Annotated in this window: 14 protein-coding genes and 2 pseudogenes; 2 read left to right on the plus strand and 14 right to left on the minus strand. The window is 70.1% G+C overall.

The annotated features are described in order from the left end of the window. The first annotated feature begins 74 nt into the window (after nucleotides 1-74). On the plus strand, nucleotides 75-1568 hold the full coding sequence (locus AB0M27_RS30030) for a glycosyl hydrolase family 28-related protein (RefSeq protein WP_365726108.1): 1494 nt from the start codon (nucleotides 75-77) through the stop codon (nucleotides 1566-1568). Here the strand turns inward: AB0M27_RS30030 and AB0M27_RS30035 are convergent. The 11 genes from AB0M27_RS30035 to AB0M27_RS30085 form a co-directional block, all read right to left on the minus strand. Then, nucleotides 1541-2638: a glycerate kinase gene (locus AB0M27_RS30035; RefSeq protein WP_365726110.1), complete on the minus strand. Its 1098-nt coding sequence runs from the start codon at nucleotides 2636-2638 to the stop codon at nucleotides 1541-1543. The two genes, AB0M27_RS30030 and AB0M27_RS30035, sit on opposite strands and share 28 nt — an antisense overlap. Then, nucleotides 2635-3486 (minus strand): sugar phosphate isomerase/epimerase family protein, encoded by an 852-nt coding sequence (locus AB0M27_RS30040; RefSeq protein ID WP_365726112.1) that lies wholly within the window; start codon nucleotides 3484-3486, stop codon nucleotides 2635-2637. The genes AB0M27_RS30035 and AB0M27_RS30040 overlap by 4 nt, the downstream gene beginning before the upstream one ends. After that, on the minus strand, nucleotides 3483-4595 hold the full coding sequence (locus AB0M27_RS30045) for a dihydrodipicolinate synthase family protein (protein ID WP_365726131.1): 1113 nt from the start codon (nucleotides 4593-4595) through the stop codon (nucleotides 3483-3485). The genes AB0M27_RS30040 and AB0M27_RS30045 overlap by 4 nt, the downstream gene beginning before the upstream one ends. Before the next feature lie 51 nt (nucleotides 4596-4646). Further along, nucleotides 4647-5798, minus strand: a complete 1152-nt coding sequence (locus AB0M27_RS30050) for a Gfo/Idh/MocA family oxidoreductase (RefSeq protein ID WP_365726114.1) — start codon at nucleotides 5796-5798, stop codon at nucleotides 4647-4649. A 150-nt stretch (nucleotides 5799-5948) separates the two neighbouring features. Then, complete coding sequence (locus tag AB0M27_RS30055) at nucleotides 5949-6812, minus strand: class II fructose-bisphosphate aldolase (RefSeq protein WP_365726116.1); 864 nt, start codon at nucleotides 6810-6812, stop codon at nucleotides 5949-5951. Further along, on the minus strand, nucleotides 6803-7747 hold the full coding sequence (locus tag AB0M27_RS30060; protein WP_365726117.1) for a 1-phosphofructokinase family hexose kinase: 945 nt from the start codon (nucleotides 7745-7747) through the stop codon (nucleotides 6803-6805). The genes AB0M27_RS30055 and AB0M27_RS30060 overlap by 10 nt, the downstream gene beginning before the upstream one ends. Beyond that, a complete protein-coding gene (locus AB0M27_RS30065) occupies nucleotides 7744-8703 on the minus strand; it encodes an ROK family protein (RefSeq protein WP_365726119.1) in 960 nt (319 codons plus the stop codon). The genes AB0M27_RS30060 and AB0M27_RS30065 overlap by 4 nt, the downstream gene beginning before the upstream one ends. After that, nucleotides 8700-9578 carry an SIS domain-containing protein gene (locus AB0M27_RS30070; RefSeq protein ID WP_365726120.1) on the minus strand — a complete coding sequence of 293 codons (879 nt, stop codon included), beginning with the start codon at nucleotides 9576-9578 and terminating at the stop codon, nucleotides 8700-8702. Before AB0M27_RS30070 ends, AB0M27_RS30065 begins: the two co-directional genes overlap by 4 nt. Nucleotides 9579-10166: 588 nt before the next feature. Continuing rightward, nucleotides 10167-11147 (minus strand): hydroxyacid dehydrogenase, encoded by a 981-nt coding sequence (locus tag AB0M27_RS30075; protein ID WP_365726133.1) that lies wholly within the window; start codon nucleotides 11145-11147, stop codon nucleotides 10167-10169. 346 nt (nucleotides 11148-11493) lie between these two features. Further along, the gene (locus AB0M27_RS30080) at nucleotides 11494-12639 is read right to left on the minus strand and encodes a GntR family transcriptional regulator (RefSeq protein WP_365726122.1); all 1146 of its coding nucleotides are present in this window, start codon (nucleotides 12637-12639) and stop codon (nucleotides 11494-11496) included. Between the two features lie 23 nt (nucleotides 12640-12662). Next, complete coding sequence (locus tag AB0M27_RS30085; protein ID WP_365726124.1) at nucleotides 12663-12800, minus strand: hypothetical protein; 138 nt, start codon at nucleotides 12798-12800, stop codon at nucleotides 12663-12665. 619 nt (nucleotides 12801-13419) lie between these two features. On the opposite strand from AB0M27_RS30085, the pseudogene AB0M27_RS30090 reads away from it, so the two are divergent. Further along, nucleotides 13420-13724: pseudogene (locus AB0M27_RS30090) on the plus strand (long-chain fatty acid--CoA ligase); the annotation flags it as partial. Nucleotides 13725-13744: 20 nt separating this feature from the next. Here AB0M27_RS30090 and AB0M27_RS30095 read toward each other — a convergent pair. The 3 genes and pseudogenes from AB0M27_RS30095 to AB0M27_RS30105 form a co-directional block, all read right to left on the minus strand. After that, nucleotides 13745-14656 carry a hypothetical protein gene (locus AB0M27_RS30095; protein ID WP_365726126.1) on the minus strand — a complete coding sequence of 304 codons (912 nt, stop codon included), beginning with the start codon at nucleotides 14654-14656 and terminating at the stop codon, nucleotides 13745-13747. A gap of 61 nt (nucleotides 14657-14717) precedes the next feature. Continuing rightward, entirely contained in the window at nucleotides 14718-16052 is a 1335-nt protein-coding gene (locus AB0M27_RS30100; RefSeq protein WP_365726127.1) for a Dyp-type peroxidase, read from the minus strand. A 19-nt stretch (nucleotides 16053-16071) separates the two neighbouring features. Further along, nucleotides 16072-16710: pseudogene (locus AB0M27_RS30105) on the minus strand (hypothetical protein); the annotation flags it as partial.

Here is a 16710-nt window from a genome sequence, read left to right on the forward strand (position 1 = left end):
TCTCTCCCGGCAGCCCTAGCTTGCTCGGCCAACCGCCACTGTCCGGATGACAGCGATGGTCCGAGGAGGAAGTCATGCGAAGAGAACGCAGAGCACTACGCCCGTTCACGGCACTTCTCGCGGGAGCAGCCCTGCTGGGGCTCGCACTGCCCGGACAGAGCGTGGCTGCCGCCAGCAGCTGCGTTCAGCACTCCGGCTACTGGGCACCGGCCGGCTTCGTCAGCGTCAAAGCCTACGGCGCGGCCGGGAATGGCAGGGCGGACGACACCGCGGCCGTGCAGTGCGCCGTCAGCAGCGGCAGCAACGTGTGGTTTCCGACCGGCAGATACGAGATCGCCGCGTCCATCTCGCTGCCGAACGCGCTGACGGTGGCGGGCGAGTCGGACAGCGCCACGCCGACCGTCATCGAGGCGACCGCGCCGGAGTTGGTGTTCGGTGAGACCCCGGCCGGCACCAACACCACCCGCACGGGCACGATCACCATCCAGGACCTGTTCTTCGACAGCATCCAGGTCGGCGTCAACGGCACCCGGAGCAGTGCCGTCCTTCAGCGCGACGTCTTCAGCGACTCGCACGGCTACATCAGCCAGCTCAACAGCCCGGCGACCGAGCAGCTGATCCTCAACCACATCGTCGGCACCAACACGGTGAAGGACGCCGTCTTCCTGCACGGCAGCCAGAGCACCGACGCAGTCCCGATCAGCCTCTACCGGACCAGCAACCTCACCCTCCAGCAGAACATCATCGGCCTGTACCTGCCCAAGCTGTCCTGGCTGGACCAGTGGCCCGGCAATCCGGACTGGACCAACCAGTCCACCAACGCGGCCATGAACCCCAGCCCGGCCTCCGTCGCCCTCGCCACCAAGCTCGGCACCCTGCAGACCGAGCTGGTCCTGGACAACTCCCAGGGCCAGTACCGCAGCGGCCTGTACACCGGCTTCGACGCGAACCTGACGGTCGATTCCAACGTGATCTACGCGGACCCCGGCACCCCCTCGCTGCGCGACCACGCGGCCTATCTCAAGGGCGTCAGCGGACGGTACACCCAGAACTGGGTGCAGGGCTGGCCGGACTCGGCGTACGGCGGGATCAAGCTCCGCAACACCGACGGACCGGTGACCGTCGGCGCGAACTACCTCAACGAAACCCCGGTCCTGCTGTACGTCTACAGCGACCCCACCTACCCCCAGGATCTGCAGAACATCGACGCCTGTTCCAACACGCTGAACGTCACCACCTATACCGACCTCGCCCACGAGGGCATCGCCTACTACGAGAACGTCACCCCGAACGGCATCAGCAACATCAACTACTACGGCAACACCTTCATCGACTCGACCCACTCGACCGGAGTCACCCTCGGACAGCTGTCCCCGGCCACGCTGCGCCAGAGCGAGGCAGACGCGTTCACCGTCTACACCTCCAACACCTTCAGCGACACCGGTCAGACCGTCCCGATCAGCGCGCCGGCCGGCATCATCCTGAACGCCACACCGGGCAGTCCCGCCACCGATGCCTGCTCGGGGCTGACCGTTCCGTCCTACTCGCTCCCCGCATACGGGAGCTGACCAGCCGAACGGGCGAGGTGGGCGCCCGCGTGGCGGAGCCAGCCCGCGGCGTCCGCGCGGGCTGCGCAGGGGCTTCCCGAGAGGTCGGCGAGTGCCAGGGCCTGCGGTTGGGCGGACTCGCCGGCGACAACCTTGGCCGGAACACCTGCCGAGGCGGCGCGGGAGAGTACCTCACCGACCGCTTTGCCGAGCAGACTGGTGGCGTCGAAGCGGCCCTCGCCGGTGATGGCCAGGTCGGCCCCGGCGAGGGCCTCGTCGAGTCCTAGCAGGTCGGCGACGGCGGCTGCGCCCGGGGTCACCGTGGCGCCCCAGGCGGCCATCAGGCCGTACGCGGTGCCACCGGCCGCCCCGGCGCCCGTGGCGGCCGGGTCCCCGCCGAGCAGGGTGGCGAGCCGGGTCAGGCCGCGTTCGAGGAGCAGGACATCCTCGGCGGACGCGCCCTTCTGAGGTCCGTAGACGACGGCGGCACCGTTCGGGCCGAGCAACGGGTTCGTGACGTCGGTGAGCAGCACGACGCCGCCGGGCGGCGGGGGCCGGAGCGCGCTGAGGTCGGCGCATACGGCGTGGGAGAGCGCAGCGCCGCCGTCGGCGAGCCGGTGACCGTTGCCGTCGAACAGGTGCAGTCCGAGTGCGCCGAGCAGGCCGGTGCCGCCGTCGGTGGATGCGGAACCGCCGAGGGTGACGATCAGTCGCTTGCAGCCCTGGCTGAGGGCGGCGGCGATGGTCTCGCCGGTGCCGCGCGTCGTCGCGGTGCGTGCGGCGGGTTCGGCCATCAAGGGCAGACCGCTGGCGACCGCGAGTTCGACCAGGGTCGCTCCGTCCGGCAGAAGCGCGAACCGGCCGGTGACCGGGCGGCGGTCCGGGCCCGTGCAACCGGGGACGTCGTGCACGGTGGCGCTTCGGTGCGCGGCCACCACGGCGGCGAGGGTGCCCTCGCCGCCGTCGGCCATCGGACGCAGGACGAGCTCGTCCCACGGTCTGACCGACCGCCATCCCTCGGCCAGTGACCTGGCGGCGTCGGGGGCCGTGACCGTTCCCTTGAAGGAATCCGGGGCGATGACGACCTTCATGAGCCGATCACATGGGAGAGGTGACGTTCGATCATGGTGGCCAGGGTCTGTTCGCCCGGAGTGTCCCAGATCTGCTGGTTGAAGATCTCGACCTCGATCCAGCCGGTGTATCCGGCGGCCGTGACCAGATCGGTCATCGTCCGGAAGTCGATGTGACCGTCGCCGACATGGCCTCGGCCGAGCAGGGCGTCGGAGGGCAGTGGCAGGGTCCAGTCACAGACCTGGTACGCGGCGATCCGGTTTCCCGCACGGGCGATCTGACCGGCCAGCTGCGGATCCCACCAGACGTGGTAGCTGTCCACCACGACGCCGACCTGCTCGGCCGGGAACTGCTCGGCGAGGTCGAGCGCCTGTCCCAGGGTGGAGACCACGGCTCGGTCGGCGCAGAACATCGGGTGCAGTGGTTCGATCGCCAGCCTCACCCCGAAGTCTCCCGCACGCGGGGCGAGTTCGGCGAGCATCTCGGCGACTCGAGTCCGAGCCCCGTTCAGGTCGTGACTGCCCTCGGGCAGGCCGCCGACAACCATCACCAGCGTGTCGGTGCCGAGGGCGGCCGCCTCCTCGATGGCGCGCAGGTTGTCGGCGAGCGCGGCACGGCGGGCTTCGGGGACGGAGGCGGTGAGGAAACCGCCCCGGCACAGACTGCTGACGGTCAGGCCGGCCTCGCGGACCACCTTCGCCGCCCGGTCGATGCCGGTCTCGGCAACCTTGTCCCGCCACAGTCCGATCGCCTGGATACCGGCGTCCACGCAGCCCTGGACGGCCTCGGGAAGGCTCCAGTTCCTGGTGGTGATCTGGTTGAGCGACAGCCCGGCCGGGCTCGTGCGTCGCTCGCTGCGCTCGCTCATGGTGCGTCCACCCCCGCGACGGCGAGGAACTGGCGCATCCGGTGGGCTGCCCGCTCCGGGTCGGGCAGGACCCCTGCGGCGTCGGCGAGGCGGAAGAGCTCGACGAGGTGCGGGACGGAGCGCCCGCTCTGGGCGCCGGCAACCATGGTGAAATGGTTCTGGTGGCCGGCCAGCCAGGCGAGGAAGACGATGCCGGTCTTGTAGTGGTACGTCGGTGCGGCGAACAGGTGCCGGGCCAGTGGCAGGGTGGGCGCAAGCAGCGCGTCGTACCGGTCGAGGTCGCCGGCGTCCAGGGCGTGCAGGGCGGCTGCGGCTTTGACGGCGATCGGGTCGAAGACGCCGAGCAGGGCGTCGCTGTGGCCGACCTCGTCCCCGCGGATCAGCTGCGGGTAGTTGAAGTCGTCGCCGGTGTAGAGGCGGACACCTTCGGGCAGCGCGCGCCGGAGGGCGATCTCCCGGTCGGCGTCCAGCAGGGAGACCTTGATGCCGTCGATCCGGTCGGCGTGCTCCTTGATCAGGACGAGCACTGTGTCGGTCGCCCGGTCCAGGTCGGCGGAGCCCCAGTAGCCGGCCAGCGCCGGGTCGAACATCTGGCCCAGCCAGTGCAGGATCACCGGCCGCCGGGACTGGCTGACGAGCCTGCCGTAGACGTGGAGGTAGTCCCCGGGCCCTTCCGCGGTGGCGGCGAGCGCGCGGCTGGCCATGAGGATCGGCTGGGCACCCGCCTCTTCGACGACGGTGAGCTGTTCCTCGTACGCCGCCAGGATGTCCGGCAACGTCGCGGCAGGAGTGTGGAGTTGGTCGGTGCCGACTCCGCAGGCGAGCCGGCCGCCGACGGCGCGGGCCTCGACGCCGGAGCGGCTGATCAGTTCGCGGGTGGCGGACCAGTCCAGGCCCATGCCGCGTTGGGCGGTGTCCATGGCATCGGCGACGCCGAGACCCAGCTCCCACAGGTGGTGGCGGAAGGCGAGCGTGGCGTCCCAGTCGACGGCGGCCGGGTCGCCGGGGGCGTTGTCGCCGTAGGGATCGGCTACTACGTGGGCGGCGGCGAACGCGACCCGGCTGGTCGGCGCGGTGAGGTGGACGGGCAGGGCCTCGGGCTTGCGCATCCGGTGCAGGCGCAGGCCGTCGGTACCGGGGAGGTGCAGGGCGGTCATGGTTCAGATCTCCAGTTCGGGCACGTCGAGGCGGCGACCCGCGGCGGCGGAGCGCAGGCCGAGCTCGGCGAGCTGGACGCCCTTGGCGCCCTCGAGCAAGTCCCAGTGGTAGGGGGAGCCGGTGACCACGTGCTTGAGGAACAGCTCCCACTGGACCTTGAAGCCGTTGTCGAACTCGCCGTTGTCGGGCACCTGCTGCCACTGCGAGCGGAAGGACTCGGTGACCGGCAGATCCGGGTTCCACACCGGCTTTGGCGTGGCCGCGCGATGTTGGAAGCGGCAGTTGCGCAGTCCGGCCACAGCGCTTCCCTCGGTTCCGTCGACCTGGAACTCCACCAGTTCGTCGCGGTCGACCCGGACGGCCCAGGAGGAGTTGATCTGGGCGGTGATGCCGCCCTCCAGCTCGAAGATCCCGTAGGCGGCATCGTCGGCGGTCGCCTGGTAGGGGCGCCCCTGCTCGTCGACGCGAGCGGGGATGTGGGTGGCGGTGTGCGCGTACACCGAGCGGATCGGAGCGATGATCCCTTCCAGCACGTACTGCCAGTGCGGGAACATGTCGAGGATCATGCCGCCGCCGGCCTCGGCCCGGTAGTTCCAGGACGGACGCTGGGCCGTCTGCCAGTCGCCCTCGAACACCCAGTAGCCGAACTCGCCGCGCACGGACAGGATCCGGCCGAAGAAGCCGCCGTCCACCAGCCGCTTGAGCTTGAGCAGGCCGGGCAGGAACAGCTTGTCCTGCACCGCGCCGTTGCACACCCCGGCATCGCGGGCCAGACGGGCCAGCTCCAGGGCGGCGTCGAGGGATTCGGCGGTCGGCTTCTCGGTGTAGACGTGCTTGCCTGCCGCGATCGCCTTTCGGATCGCCGGCTCGCGGGCCGGGGTCACCTGGGCGTCGAAGTAGACCTCGGCGAGGGGGTGGGCGAGCGCCTCGTCCAGGTAAGTGGTCCAGTGCTCCAGGCCGTGCCGGTCGGCCAGCTCCTTGAGCTTGTACGTGTTGCGGCCGACCAGGATCGGTTCGGGCCAGAGCACCTCGCCATCACCGAGGGCGAGACCGCCCTGCTCCCGGATGGCCAGGATCGAGCGGACCAGATGCTGGCGGTAGCCCATTCGGCCGGTCACGCCGTTCATCACGACGCCGATCACCTTGCGGGACATGAGAAATCTCCTCTTGCTGTGGGTGGGAATCCATTGGTGGAAAGCGCCTTCCGTCCTGGCGTGAGGACAGGTCGGAGCGTGGTGTCGGTCAAAGGTTCGAATATGGTGGGCCGCTTGGAAAGCACTTACCGAACTGTTCGGCTCGATGACTCAGGACGCCGACAGCAGGCTCTCTCGCGGGGCGGACCGCAGGACGCCGAGCAGCCGGGTGACCTCGGCCGCCATGGCCGTGCGTCCGGCGCCGAGGTAGCGGCGGGTGTCGACGAGGCGTTGGTCCCCGGCGAGCGTCCTGCGGACGGTGGTGGTGAAGACCTGGTTGAGGTGAGTGGCGATGTTGACCTTGGTCATGCCGTGGTCTACGGCGGCGGTGAGGTGGTGGTCGGCGACGCCGGAGGATCCGTGCAGGACCAGCGGCACGGGGACTGCCGCATGCAGTTCACCGATCAGCTGGAAGTCCAGCGCCGCGTCGCGGGTGAGCATGGCGTGCGAGGTGCCGACGGCGACGGCGAGGGCGTCCACACCGGTGGCGGCGACGAAGGCCGTTGCCTCGGCCGGATCGGTCCGGGCGCCGGGGGCGTGCACGCCGTCCTTGCCGCCCACCTGGCCGAGTTCGGCCTCGACCCACACGTCGGCCTCGTGGCAGAACGCCACGACATCGGCGGTGGCCCGCACGTTCTCGGCGTAGTCCAGCACGGAGGCGTCGAACATGACCGAGGTGAAGCCGAGTTCGACGGCCTCGTGGACCAGCTCGACGGAGGTGGCGTGGTCGAGGTGGACAGCGACGGGCACGTCGGCGGCACGGGCGACCGCGAGGACCGCGGCGCCGACCGGGGCCAGGGCGCCGTGGTAGCGGACGGCGTTCTCGCTGAGCTGGAGGATCACCGGCGATCCGGCGACCTCGGCCCCGGCCACGATGGCCTCGGCATGTTCGAGCTGGATGACGTTGAACGCGCCGACGCCGCGCGCGGTGGTCACGGCCTTGTCGACGATCTCGCCCGTAGGGGTCAGTGGCATGCGGATTCTCCTTCGCGGGTGGTGAGAGGTTCGACCTCGACTCGGTCCAGCAGGCGGCGATGGACGGCCGCGTCGAAGTCACCGGCCAGCGGCGCAGCGACGGCCGCGGCGGACAGCGCGACCGCCTGGGCCAGGCGGACCGGCCACGGCTCTCCTGCGATCAGGCCGAGGGTCAGCACGGCGACCGCCGCGTCCCCGGCTCCGGTCGGGTTCCCGGCCACGCGCTCCGGTGGCCGAGCCCGCCAACTGCCTTCATGGGCGCAGGCGATCAGCCCGTCCGCGCCGAGCGAGGCGACCACCGCGCGGGCACCGGCGGCCAGCAGCGCCTCTGCCGCCGTACGGGGGTCGGTGCTGTCGCTCACCGTCGCGAGTTCGTCGGCGTTGGGCTTGATCAGGTCGGGTGCCTCCGCAAGGCCGGCGCGCAGCGCTTCGCCGTCGGCATCGAGGACGGCCGGCACACCGTGCGCTCGCGCCCTGCGCAGCAGCACGGCATAGGCGTCCACGGGCAGCCCGCCCGGCAGGCTGCCGGAGAGGACCACGGCCGAGGCACCGGGCAGCAGACGGTCGAACCGTTCGAGGAAGTGCGCCCACTCGGCGGCGGACACCACTGGCCCTGGTTCGAGCAACACCGCGGTGTCACCGGCCTGTTCGTCGACGACGGCGACTGTCCGCCGGGTCTCGCCCGCGATCGGCACCAGGCGGTCGGACAGGCCGGCCGCCGCGAGGTCGCTGCGGACCGCCTCGCCGGTCGGCCCACCGATCAGGCCGGTGACGACGGTCCGGTGCCCGAGGGTGTGCAGCACCCGGGAGACGTTGATCCCCTTGCCGCCGGCCCGGTCCGCCACCTCCCGGACCCGGTTGCTGCCCTGCGGGTGCAATCCGTCGAGCCGGTAGGTGACGTCGAGCGCGGCGTTGAGCGTGACGGTGAGGATCACACCGACTCCCAACGCCGGGCTCTGCGCGGGCCGATGCCCGGTTGGGCCGACCGGCTCCGGCACAGGTCGCGGGCGAGCAGCGCGGCGCCGAGGCAGCCGGCCTGGTGGCCCAGCTCGGCGGGCACGACCGCCGGTGCCGTCTGGAAGGTCAGCCGTTCGGCCAGGGCCGCCCTCAGCGGACCGAGGTACGGCTCCCCGGCTCGGACCAGGCCGCCGCCGATGACGATGCGTCCGGGGTCGACAAGGGTGACTGCGGTACTCAGTCCGTCGGCGAGGGCGTCGACGGCATCGCGCCAGACCTCGACCGCAGTGGTGTCGCCGGCTTCGGACCGCCGGAGGACTTCCTCGGCCGTGGCGTCGGCATCACCGGTGGCCTGGCGGTAGCGGCGGGCGATGGCGGAGGCCGAGGCGATGGTCTCCAAACAGCCCCGATTGCCGCACGGACAGAGGTCACCGCCCGGCCGTACCACCAAGTGACCGAGTTCGCCGGCGCTGCCGTGGCCGCCGAGCAGCACCCGGCCGTCGAGGACCACCGCGGCCGCGATGCCGGTGCCCACCGGGACGAACAGAAAGCTGCGGCTGTCCCGGCCCGCGCCCAGCCGGGCCTCGGCCATGCCGCCGGCCCGGACGTCGTGCCCGAAGGCCACCGGGAGGTCGAGCTCATCGGTGAGCCACTGCCGGATCGGCACGTCCCGCCAGCCGAGGTTGGCGGCCAGGACGACCGTTCCGGATGCCTCGTCGATCACGCCCGGAACCACGATGCCCACCGCCGAGGGCTCATACCGACCGGCCAGGTCGGCGGCGTAGCCGAGTACCGTCTCGAGCACCGCGTCGGGGCCGCGACCGGCACCGGTGTCCCGCCGCTCGGTGTGCAGCAGCGAGCCGTCCTCGTCCATCACGCAGGCCTTGATGTGGGTGCCGCCGACGTCCAGTGCGACGACGCATCTGCTGCTCACGGCCGGTCCAGGATGATCGAGCGGGTCAGGTTGCGCGGCTGGTCGGGGTCGAGTCCCCTGCCTTCGGCCAACTCGACGGCCAGACGCTGCGCACGGACCAGGTCCGCGAGGGGATCCAACGACGAGACCGACGTGCTTGCACCGGTGGCCAGGACCTGGTCCAGCAGACCGGTCGGCGGCTCGCCGAAGAACCACACCGTGCTCTCGGGTCCGGTGACACTGACCGGTCCGTGCCGGTACTCCATCGCGGGGTACGACTCAGTCCAGGAACCGGACGCCTCACGCAGCTTCAGCGCCGCCTCGTGGGCCAGGCCGACCGTCCAGCCCGTGCCGAGGAAGGTGAACTGAACGGCCTCGGTGGCGCGTTCGGGGAGCGGGGTGAGCAGGGCTCGCTGGGCCTGCTCGGACAGATCGGTGGGGACCAGACCCAGGTGGGCGCGCAGCAGAACCAGGCACGTGGTGGCGAACCGGGTCTGCACCACCGACTTCTCGTCCGCGAATCCCAGGTCGATCACATGGTCGGCGGATGAGCTGATCGGCGTCGACAGGTCACCAGTGATCGCGACTCTGGGTATGCCGAGGTCGGCCGATTGGTCCAGGGCCATCAGGACCTCAGTGGTCGTGCCCGAGCGGGTGATCGCCACGATCCGGTCGTAGCGGCGGCTCACGGGAAACTCGGAGGCGGCGAAGGCGTCGGTCTCGCCCAGCCCGGCGGACTCGCGCAGCGCGGCGTACGCCTGCGCGATGTACAGGGAGGTGCCGCACCCGACCACGGCCACCCGCTCACCGGGCTCGGGCAGACCCTCCGGGGTCAACGTCATGGCACGGCGCCAGCACTCCGGCTGACTCGCGATCTCGTCGGCGACATGGCTCATGGTGTCCTCCTGCGGTAGGTCTCGGCACGTGCTGTGTGCTGTGCTCGAAGGCGGTTCGGTCATGGGTTCTTCGATCTGCACGATGGCCGCCAGGAGGGCCACTTCGGGACGCCATCGCGTGCGCGATCTGTTGCAGAAAGCGCTTTCTCGATGGTCGGACGTCGCCGCCGGCTGCCGGCCTCGCGGCACTGCTCCCATGCGTGCAGGGAGTTGGGGGAGAGAGGGCGTCCTCGTGCTCGGTCAGCTTCCTGGCCAGCGGGAGTACGCAGGTTGAGCGCCCTGCGGTGCGCTGGACGAGGTGAGGTACATCGACTGGAAGTCCGACACGAGCGGAGCAGGAGGACAGCGCGCCGAGGTCAATCGCTGCCTGGCCGAGGAGGCCGACTGCGCGGTGGTGCGAGAGCGCGTACGCGGACTCGCGGCGTCGACGGGATGCCCCCCGCAGCCCGTGACCGGTCTGGTCCCGAATGCCGCGCACTGGGCAGAGGCGGCCCGCCGCTTGGTGTCGTTCGTCATGGTTCTTCCTTGTGATCGGGCCGACGGTCCTGGTCGTCCGCTCGGGTCGGGCATCCGGGCCGGGATGGCCGCTCAGGCCGTGCGGTGCATGTCCTGCGGGAGCACGGGACACATGAACGGCAGACCCGCGGTGTAGCGGGCGAGTTCGTCAGCTGCGGCGGCGGCCATGCGGTGCAGTTCGTTGCCCAGGGAGCCGGCGAGGTGCGGCGTGAGCAGGACGTTGGGCAGGTTGTAGAGCGGTGAGTCGGCGGGCAGGACCTCGGGAGTGGTGACGTCGAGGACGGCGTTGAGCCGTCCCGTGACCAGTTCGTCGACCAGGGCGTCCTGGTCGACCAGGGACCCGCGCGCGGTGTTGACGAGGGTGGCGCCGTCGGGCATGAGGGCGAGCCGGTGCCGGTCGATCATGTGATGTGTGCTGGGGAGCTGGGGTGCGTGGATGGTCACCACGTCGCTGAGGGCGCACAGTTCGTCGAGGGGAACGGAGCGGGCACCGAGCTCTTCGGCCTCGGTTGGCGCTGCATATGGGTCGTGGAGCAGCAGTTGGAGGTCGTACGGCCGCAGGAGGTCCAGGACGCGGCGACCGATCTGCGATGCGCCGACGACGCCGATGGTACGGCCGTAGTTGCCGATCTCCGGGTAGCCTTCGGTCAGGTCGAGTCCGGCGCGGCGCGTGCGGTACTCCGCGCTGATGCGCAACACCTGCTTGTTTGCGAACAGGATTGCGGCGACAGTGAATTCGGCCACCGGCAGTGCGTTGACCCAGGCGGCGGAGGTGACCTGGATGCCGCGCTCCCAGCATGCATCGGTGATGAGGCTCTTGACCGTGCCCGCGGCGTGGATGACCGTGCGCAGACCGGGCGCGGCGGCCAGCACGGTCTCATCGATCGGCGGGCAGCCCCAGCTGCTGATGATGACTTCGGTCTCGCGGAGGGCGGCATGGGCCTCGGACGTGGTGAAGTCGCTGATGATGAGATCGGGGTCGAGATCGGCAAGTTGGGTGAGTCGCGCCCGGGTTCGGCTGTCGAACAGCTTGTCCGCGAGATGCGGACGCATGGCCAGCAGGGCGCGCGGACGCCGTCGAACGATGGTGGACGGGCTTGGGTCTTGGACCAGTTCGGTCCGCTCGTTGGACACGTGTGTCTCCCGAGAAGGTTGGCGGAGCGCCTCGGATTGCGGTTACCTGACACGCCGGTCGATCGAGGAAGCGTGTGGTCGAGTTGTCCGTTGGCGCTGAGGCAGTGGGTGGGGTCGGCGCGCGGCCGAATGAGGGTGCGGAAACTGTGGACGGCGGCCGCCCACGGAGTCCCGGTGGCACGAACAGGTCAGCGGTTGGAGCGGCCTCGGCAGGATGAGGGTTGTATGTCTTGTCGAAGACGTCGATCCAGCCGGCTCGCGTCGGTCAGGTGGATCCTCGTCGGTCGGCGGTGGTCTCGGCCGGCTGCTGGGTGGCGCCGCAGGACTTCCGGATGACGATGCTGGGACGCAGCAGGATCTTCCGGCGTGGCTGCTCGGGGTGGTCCAGCCGGTGCAGCAGGACCTCGGCAGCGGTCCGGCCGAGCAGGTGCTTGGGTGGGGCCACGGCGGTGAGCGGGATGTCGGCGATGTCGGCGATCTCGTCGTCGTACGAGACCAGGGCCAGGTCGTCGGGGACGGACAGCCCGGCGCGGCGGGCGGCGGAGAGCAGGAGGGTGGCCTGCCGGTCGCTGAGACAGAGTGCTGCGGTGGCTCCTGCGGCTCGCAGGCGCTCCACACACCGGTCAGCAGTGGCCGGGCTCCACTCCTCCCTGGTGGCCCGGAACTCAACTGGCCTGCAGTCGAGTTCTGTCACAGCTTCCTTGAAGCCCTGGCTGAGCGGGTCTGCGGTGGGGCCGGGTGCCCGCAGGACGAGCCCGATGGTGCGGTGTCCGAGTCGGGCGAGGTGGTGGACGGCGTCGTAGGCGCCCGCCTCGTGGTGCGTGCAGACGTGCTCGTTGGTGTCACCGAGTGAGGTTGCACGTCGCTCGACCAGGACGGTCGGTACGGGCAGCTGGGCGAGGCGGCGGAGATACGCATCGGCGGGCTCCGGGCCGCTCAAGGTGGGCACCAGCAGCAGGCCGTCGGCGCCCCCGTCGAGGAGCCCCTGGAGTTCCCTGATCTCGCGTTCCTGGTCGTAGTCGGAGCATGTGAGCAGGAGCCGGGCACCGGCCGCGGACAGTCCTGACTCGATGCCCTTGAGCACCCTGGGGTAGTAGAGGGTGGTGTCCGGGACCATGACGCCGATCAGGGCGTGGCGGGTCGCCCGGGTCTGCGGGGTGAGGACGAAGCTGCCGGCACCCTGCCTGCGTACCACCAGCCGTTCGGCGACCAGGTCGTCGACCGCGCGCCGTACCGTGGCAACGGACGTCCCGCTGCTGCGGGCCAGTTCCTGCTCGGTGGGAAGGCGGCTGCCCGGTGGCCAGACGCCCTCGTGGATCTCCCGCCGAAGTTGCTCGGCGAGCTGACGGAACTTCAGTTCCTTCGCGCCGCGGGTTGCTGACGGGCCCCGCATGTCTGCCTGGTCTGCCATGGTGCTGCTCTCTCTCCGATCCGCTACTTCAGCGAGCCGACGATCACGAGCAGGCGGCCGAGAGACCCGGGGGTCCCGCCATGGCCGTCACGGCTGCTCGAATGGCGGAGTCGGGCCGAGTGCAGATGGGCGGAGCCGCGGGCTCTGGCACCAGCGGACATGTGCGCTCCTTGGGGGATGCCTGAGTAGATGCCTAATGATTTGCCGCGCACATCCGTAAGGTCAACTGGTATCCAGGCGTATGAATTACATATGTATCCGCTGTACCGGTACGTATCGTTACGTGGCGTCGCTCAATGGAGGCGGAGTGTCATGATCAGCGACGCGATTCTCGATTCATTCGGCAGTCATATGGTCCGTGGGAGGAGCGGTCAGTGAAATAGGCACGGATGAGCACCGGCTTGAGTGCGGGCTCGGGGACGAGAGCGCCATCGAATAATGCCCATCAGCGCAGGGTCGTCGACGGTACGGCCTGGCCCGGCATGGCGGGCAAGTGAGAGCACCACCTCTTCAGCCCGGCGGCTACTCGGTCCGGGTGCTGGCCCGGCCCATGTGATCGGGCCCCGCAAGAACCCCGGACCGATCACCGGGCTCTACGTCAAAGGCATGGGTGGCCAGAAGGACCGTGAAGGATCTCCTGACGACAAACCGTCAAGGAAGTCCTGAGACCCCACATCGAGACCCCTTCGAGGCCAGGGCTCTCGTCCCGCCCTGGGACCAGGCCTTGCGTCAGCGCTGCACCGACCGGACGCTGCCTAGCAGGTCATGGGCGATGAATTCATCCGGGGCGGCTACAACGTCTACCCGCGGGAGATCGAGGAGGTCCTCCACGGGCACCCCGCGATCGCCGAGGCCGCGGTCGTGGGAGTTCCGGACCCGCTGCACGGCGAGGAAGTCGCTGCGGTCGTCGTGCAGCGGGTGGGCGAGGAGGCGGCGCCGGAGGAGATCCGTGACTACGTCAAGGAACGCGTCGCGGCGTACAAGTATCCGCGCATCGTCACCCTCACCGCCGAGCTTCCCAAGGCCCCACCGGAAAGATCCTCAAGCGTGAGATCACCGTCCCGCCGCCGTCGGTCCGCTCGTGAGCCTCACGCCTGGGCAAAGATCAGGGGTGGGTACGGGCCGGCGGTGTGCCTTGGTCGGCGCCAGGTACCGCCGGGGCCTGGCGTCGGCGGCTGAGAAGCGTGGCGATCGGCAGGGCTGCGGCCAGCCCGCTGAGCAGGACCCCTGCCAGCGCCCCCAGGACGGCGGTCTGGTCGTCGAACGCGAGCCCGATCGCGGCCAGCGTGGGGCCTGCGTTGCGTACCGAGGCGACGCCGCCCATGGTGGTGCGGCGCACCGTCGGGCCCGTGGCCAGCAAGGTACCCACGCCGAATGCGGCGGCTGCGAACAGGAACCCGGCGAGCAGGGAGAGGGAGCCGAAGAGGTCCACGACCGCTCGCCAGTTGCCGAGCAGCATGCCGGCCAGCACGATCAGGAAGGTGATGTTGGAGACCGCGGATGCGGTGGGGTGCCATGACTGGGCCGTGGGCGTGGCGTAGCGGCGCATGAGCAGGCCGATGGCGAACGGTACGAGTTGGAGCAGCGCCACGGTGCGCACCAACGCTCCGACGTCGAGGGACACGTCGGTGCCGATACCGGCGGCGGTGAGGATGCCGTTGACCGTGGGGGCGAACGTGAGGCTGCCGAGGGAGGCGAGCAGTACCTGCATCGCCGCGCCCGCGACGACATCGCCGTTCTGCACCATGGCCAGTTTCGCGCCGAAGGGGCCGCCCGGCGACGAGGCGACCAGGACGAGGGCGACGAGCGAGGCCGAGGGAAGATCGAGGAGCGCCCCGATGCCCCAGCCGAGCAGCGGGATGATCACCATGTTGGCGAGCAGCGCCAGCAGAAGCAGCGGGACGTTGGTGAAGACACCCCGCAGTGCGGGGACGGTGGCCCCCAAGCCGGCCGCGAACATCGTGGCAGCGATGAAGATGACGGTCACGGCATTGAGCGCCAGGTGCAGTGTGTCCATCGGCCTTCCCCTCCGGGGAGCGGAAATCTCCGGGCGGTGCCACGGGGCGCGTCGCCGCTCGTCAGTCTCGAAGACCTCCGAGCCAGCGCAGGGCGCTCAGGCTCGGCAGGAAGCAGTACTCGCCGCCTCGGGTGACGACGAACCGGGGCAGTGAGGCAAGGCGTCGTCGCACCGGCCGCCGCGGAATGGTGAAACCGGTCGAGCCGTCCTGGGAGCCGGTGACGGGGTCCTTGCCGTCGTCTCCGCCGAAGAAGACGCTGTCGTTCAGCCACTCGGACTGGACGAACTCGAACTGCCTGCCCAGGTGTGCGCCGATGAACGCGAACATCAGGCCGCGGTCCAGGCCGTCGTCCTCCAGCGCACCGTCCGGTAGTGGTGGTCCGTAGACGGCGCCGCGTCTGATCATGCGGTGCAGGCGCACCTCCCCCGCCACGGCGGCGTCGCGGGGGTTGGCCCGGCGGATGTGGCAGCCGCCGGGGGTGTGGAAACCGGTCGGGTCGTCCCGCTGGTACAGGAAGGTGTTGCGCCGCTGCGGGTCGGCACCGAGCGCTGGATCGTCGTGCTGGGGGGCGAGTGCGAGGGGAGCCCCGCTGCGCCAGCGCCCCATGATCTTCGCCGCGATGAGTTCCTGGTCTTCGGGCCCGGTGGAGTTGTCCCTCAGGTAGCGGCGGAACTCGGCGACGTCCTGGTGGAGTTTGCGGAAGACGGCGTAGCTGCCGTTGCGCCCCAGCACGGTCGGCTGTGGGGTCTGGGTGCCGCCCAGCTCGTCGGGGTACCCGAGAACGAACTCACCGGCTTTCAAAGGCACTTCGAGCTGGTTCGATCCGGCGATACCGCTTCCTGCGACGGCGGGATGACTGACGCCGTCGCGGTAGCCGAAATGCTCCTTCTCGGTGGGCAGCGCGTAGCAGTCCTGCCGCCAGATCGCGGTGACACCCGGGAGGCGGTCGTAGGCCGGGCGGGCACGGTCGATGGCCGCCTGCAGGCGCAGGGAGTCGGGGGCGACGGCGGCGATCACCACGTGGACGTCGGGGGTGCCGAGCGGTGCTTCCCAGTGTTCCGGGGCGCTGTCACCGACATCGCCGAGTGCTCGGGCACGGGCGGCCATGCCCTGCCGAAATTCCCATGCGAACGTGTCCAGCGCTGTGGCCGGCACTCCGAGGGCCTTGAGGCCGTGGCAGGTCAGGGCGGCGCTGACCCAGGTGTCCCCGAGAGGACTGGCCGAGTCGGTGGCGGAGGTCACCGCCCCGTTGACGCGCCGCATCAGCTCCCGTCCCTGTTCCCGGTCGTCGATCCGGAAGGCGAGGTACGTGGCCGCGTAAGGAGTCGGTCGGGGGCTGAGGACGCCGCGCTGGATGTCGTCCAGCTCCAGTTCGGCTGCCAGGGGCTCAGTCACGGGTGACCTCCTTGCGGGCCTACTTCGAGACGAGGTTCCGCCAGAAGCTGCGCAGGCTCTCATCGCCCCCGAACAGGGAGCTGAAGATCGTCGAGTCCGCCAGCAGCACGTCACCCGCCCGGTCTCCGCTCGGTGGCATCCACAGGAACATGTTGAACTCGGTGTTGCCGGCCTCGGTGAACGGATGCGGCCTGGACGTGTCGATCGGCTGCCTCGCCAGCACATGGATGGCGTCCGGTTCGTCGGTCGTCACCTCGTAGTGCGGCAGGTGCATGTGGAAGTTGAAGTTCGTGACCCCGTCCAGCCACCCTTTGGCGTCCAGGTCGCGGACCGTGGACAGCGGGGCGGCGATCCTGTTGTCCTCGCTGGTCGCGGGGCGCAGTCCGTAGCGGTTCACCACCGGCACGCCCAAACCCTTCATCAGGTCCCTGACGTAGGTGGCGAACCGTTGCTGGCGAGGTACCAGGAGGTCGCCGTGGTGGCGGTACTCCATCTCTCGTTCGGCAAGGTCGTCCGACGCGCCGACGTCGTGGTGGGGGCCGAGCACCAGGCGGACGTCCTCGCGGGTGAGGAAGGCCCGCAGCGCCTCGATCTCGCCCGGCTGGGCGTCCTGCTCGGTGATCATGTGGTCCAGTCCGAAGACGAACAGGACATCGGT

Source organism: Streptomyces sp. NPDC052107, from assembly GCF_040680215.1.
Lineage (GTDB): Bacteria > Actinomycetota > Actinomycetes > Streptomycetales > Streptomycetaceae > Streptomyces.

What these genes read in the sequence shown, in the direction of transcription:
- AB0M27_RS30030 (WP_365726108.1), top strand. Translation starts at nt 75, where the DNA reads ATGCGAAGAGAACGCAGAGCACTACGCCCGTTCACGGCACTTCTCGCG.
- AB0M27_RS30035 (WP_365726110.1), bottom strand. Translation starts at nt 2,638, where the DNA reads ATGAAGGTCGTCATCGCCCCGGATTCCTTCAAGGGAACGGTCACGGCC.
- AB0M27_RS30040 (WP_365726112.1), bottom strand. Translation starts at nt 3,486, where the DNA reads ATGAGCGAGCGCAGCGAGCGACGCACGAGCCCGGCCGGGCTGTCGCTC.
- AB0M27_RS30045 (WP_365726131.1), bottom strand. Translation starts at nt 4,595, where the DNA reads ATGCGCAAGCCCGAGGCCCTGCCCGTCCACCTCACCGCGCCGACCAGC.
- AB0M27_RS30050 (WP_365726114.1), bottom strand. Translation starts at nt 5,798, where the DNA reads ATGTCCCGCAAGGTGATCGGCGTCGTGATGAACGGCGTGACCGGCCGA.
- AB0M27_RS30055 (WP_365726116.1), bottom strand. Translation starts at nt 6,812, where the DNA reads ATGCCACTGACCCCTACGGGCGAGATCGTCGACAAGGCCGTGACCACC.
- AB0M27_RS30070 (WP_365726120.1), bottom strand. Translation starts at nt 9,578, where the DNA reads ATGAGCCATGTCGCCGACGAGATCGCGAGTCAGCCGGAGTGCTGGCGC.
- AB0M27_RS30075 (WP_365726133.1), bottom strand. Translation starts at nt 11,147, where the DNA reads ATGCGTCCGCATCTCGCGGACAAGCTGTTCGACAGCCGAACCCGGGCG.
- AB0M27_RS30080 (WP_365726122.1), bottom strand. Translation starts at nt 12,639, where the DNA reads ATGGCAGACCAGGCAGACATGCGGGGCCCGTCAGCAACCCGCGGCGCG.
- AB0M27_RS30085 (WP_365726124.1), bottom strand. Translation starts at nt 12,800, where the DNA reads ATGTCCGCTGGTGCCAGAGCCCGCGGCTCCGCCCATCTGCACTCGGCC.
- AB0M27_RS30095 (WP_365726126.1), bottom strand. Translation starts at nt 14,656, where the DNA reads ATGGACACACTGCACCTGGCGCTCAATGCCGTGACCGTCATCTTCATC.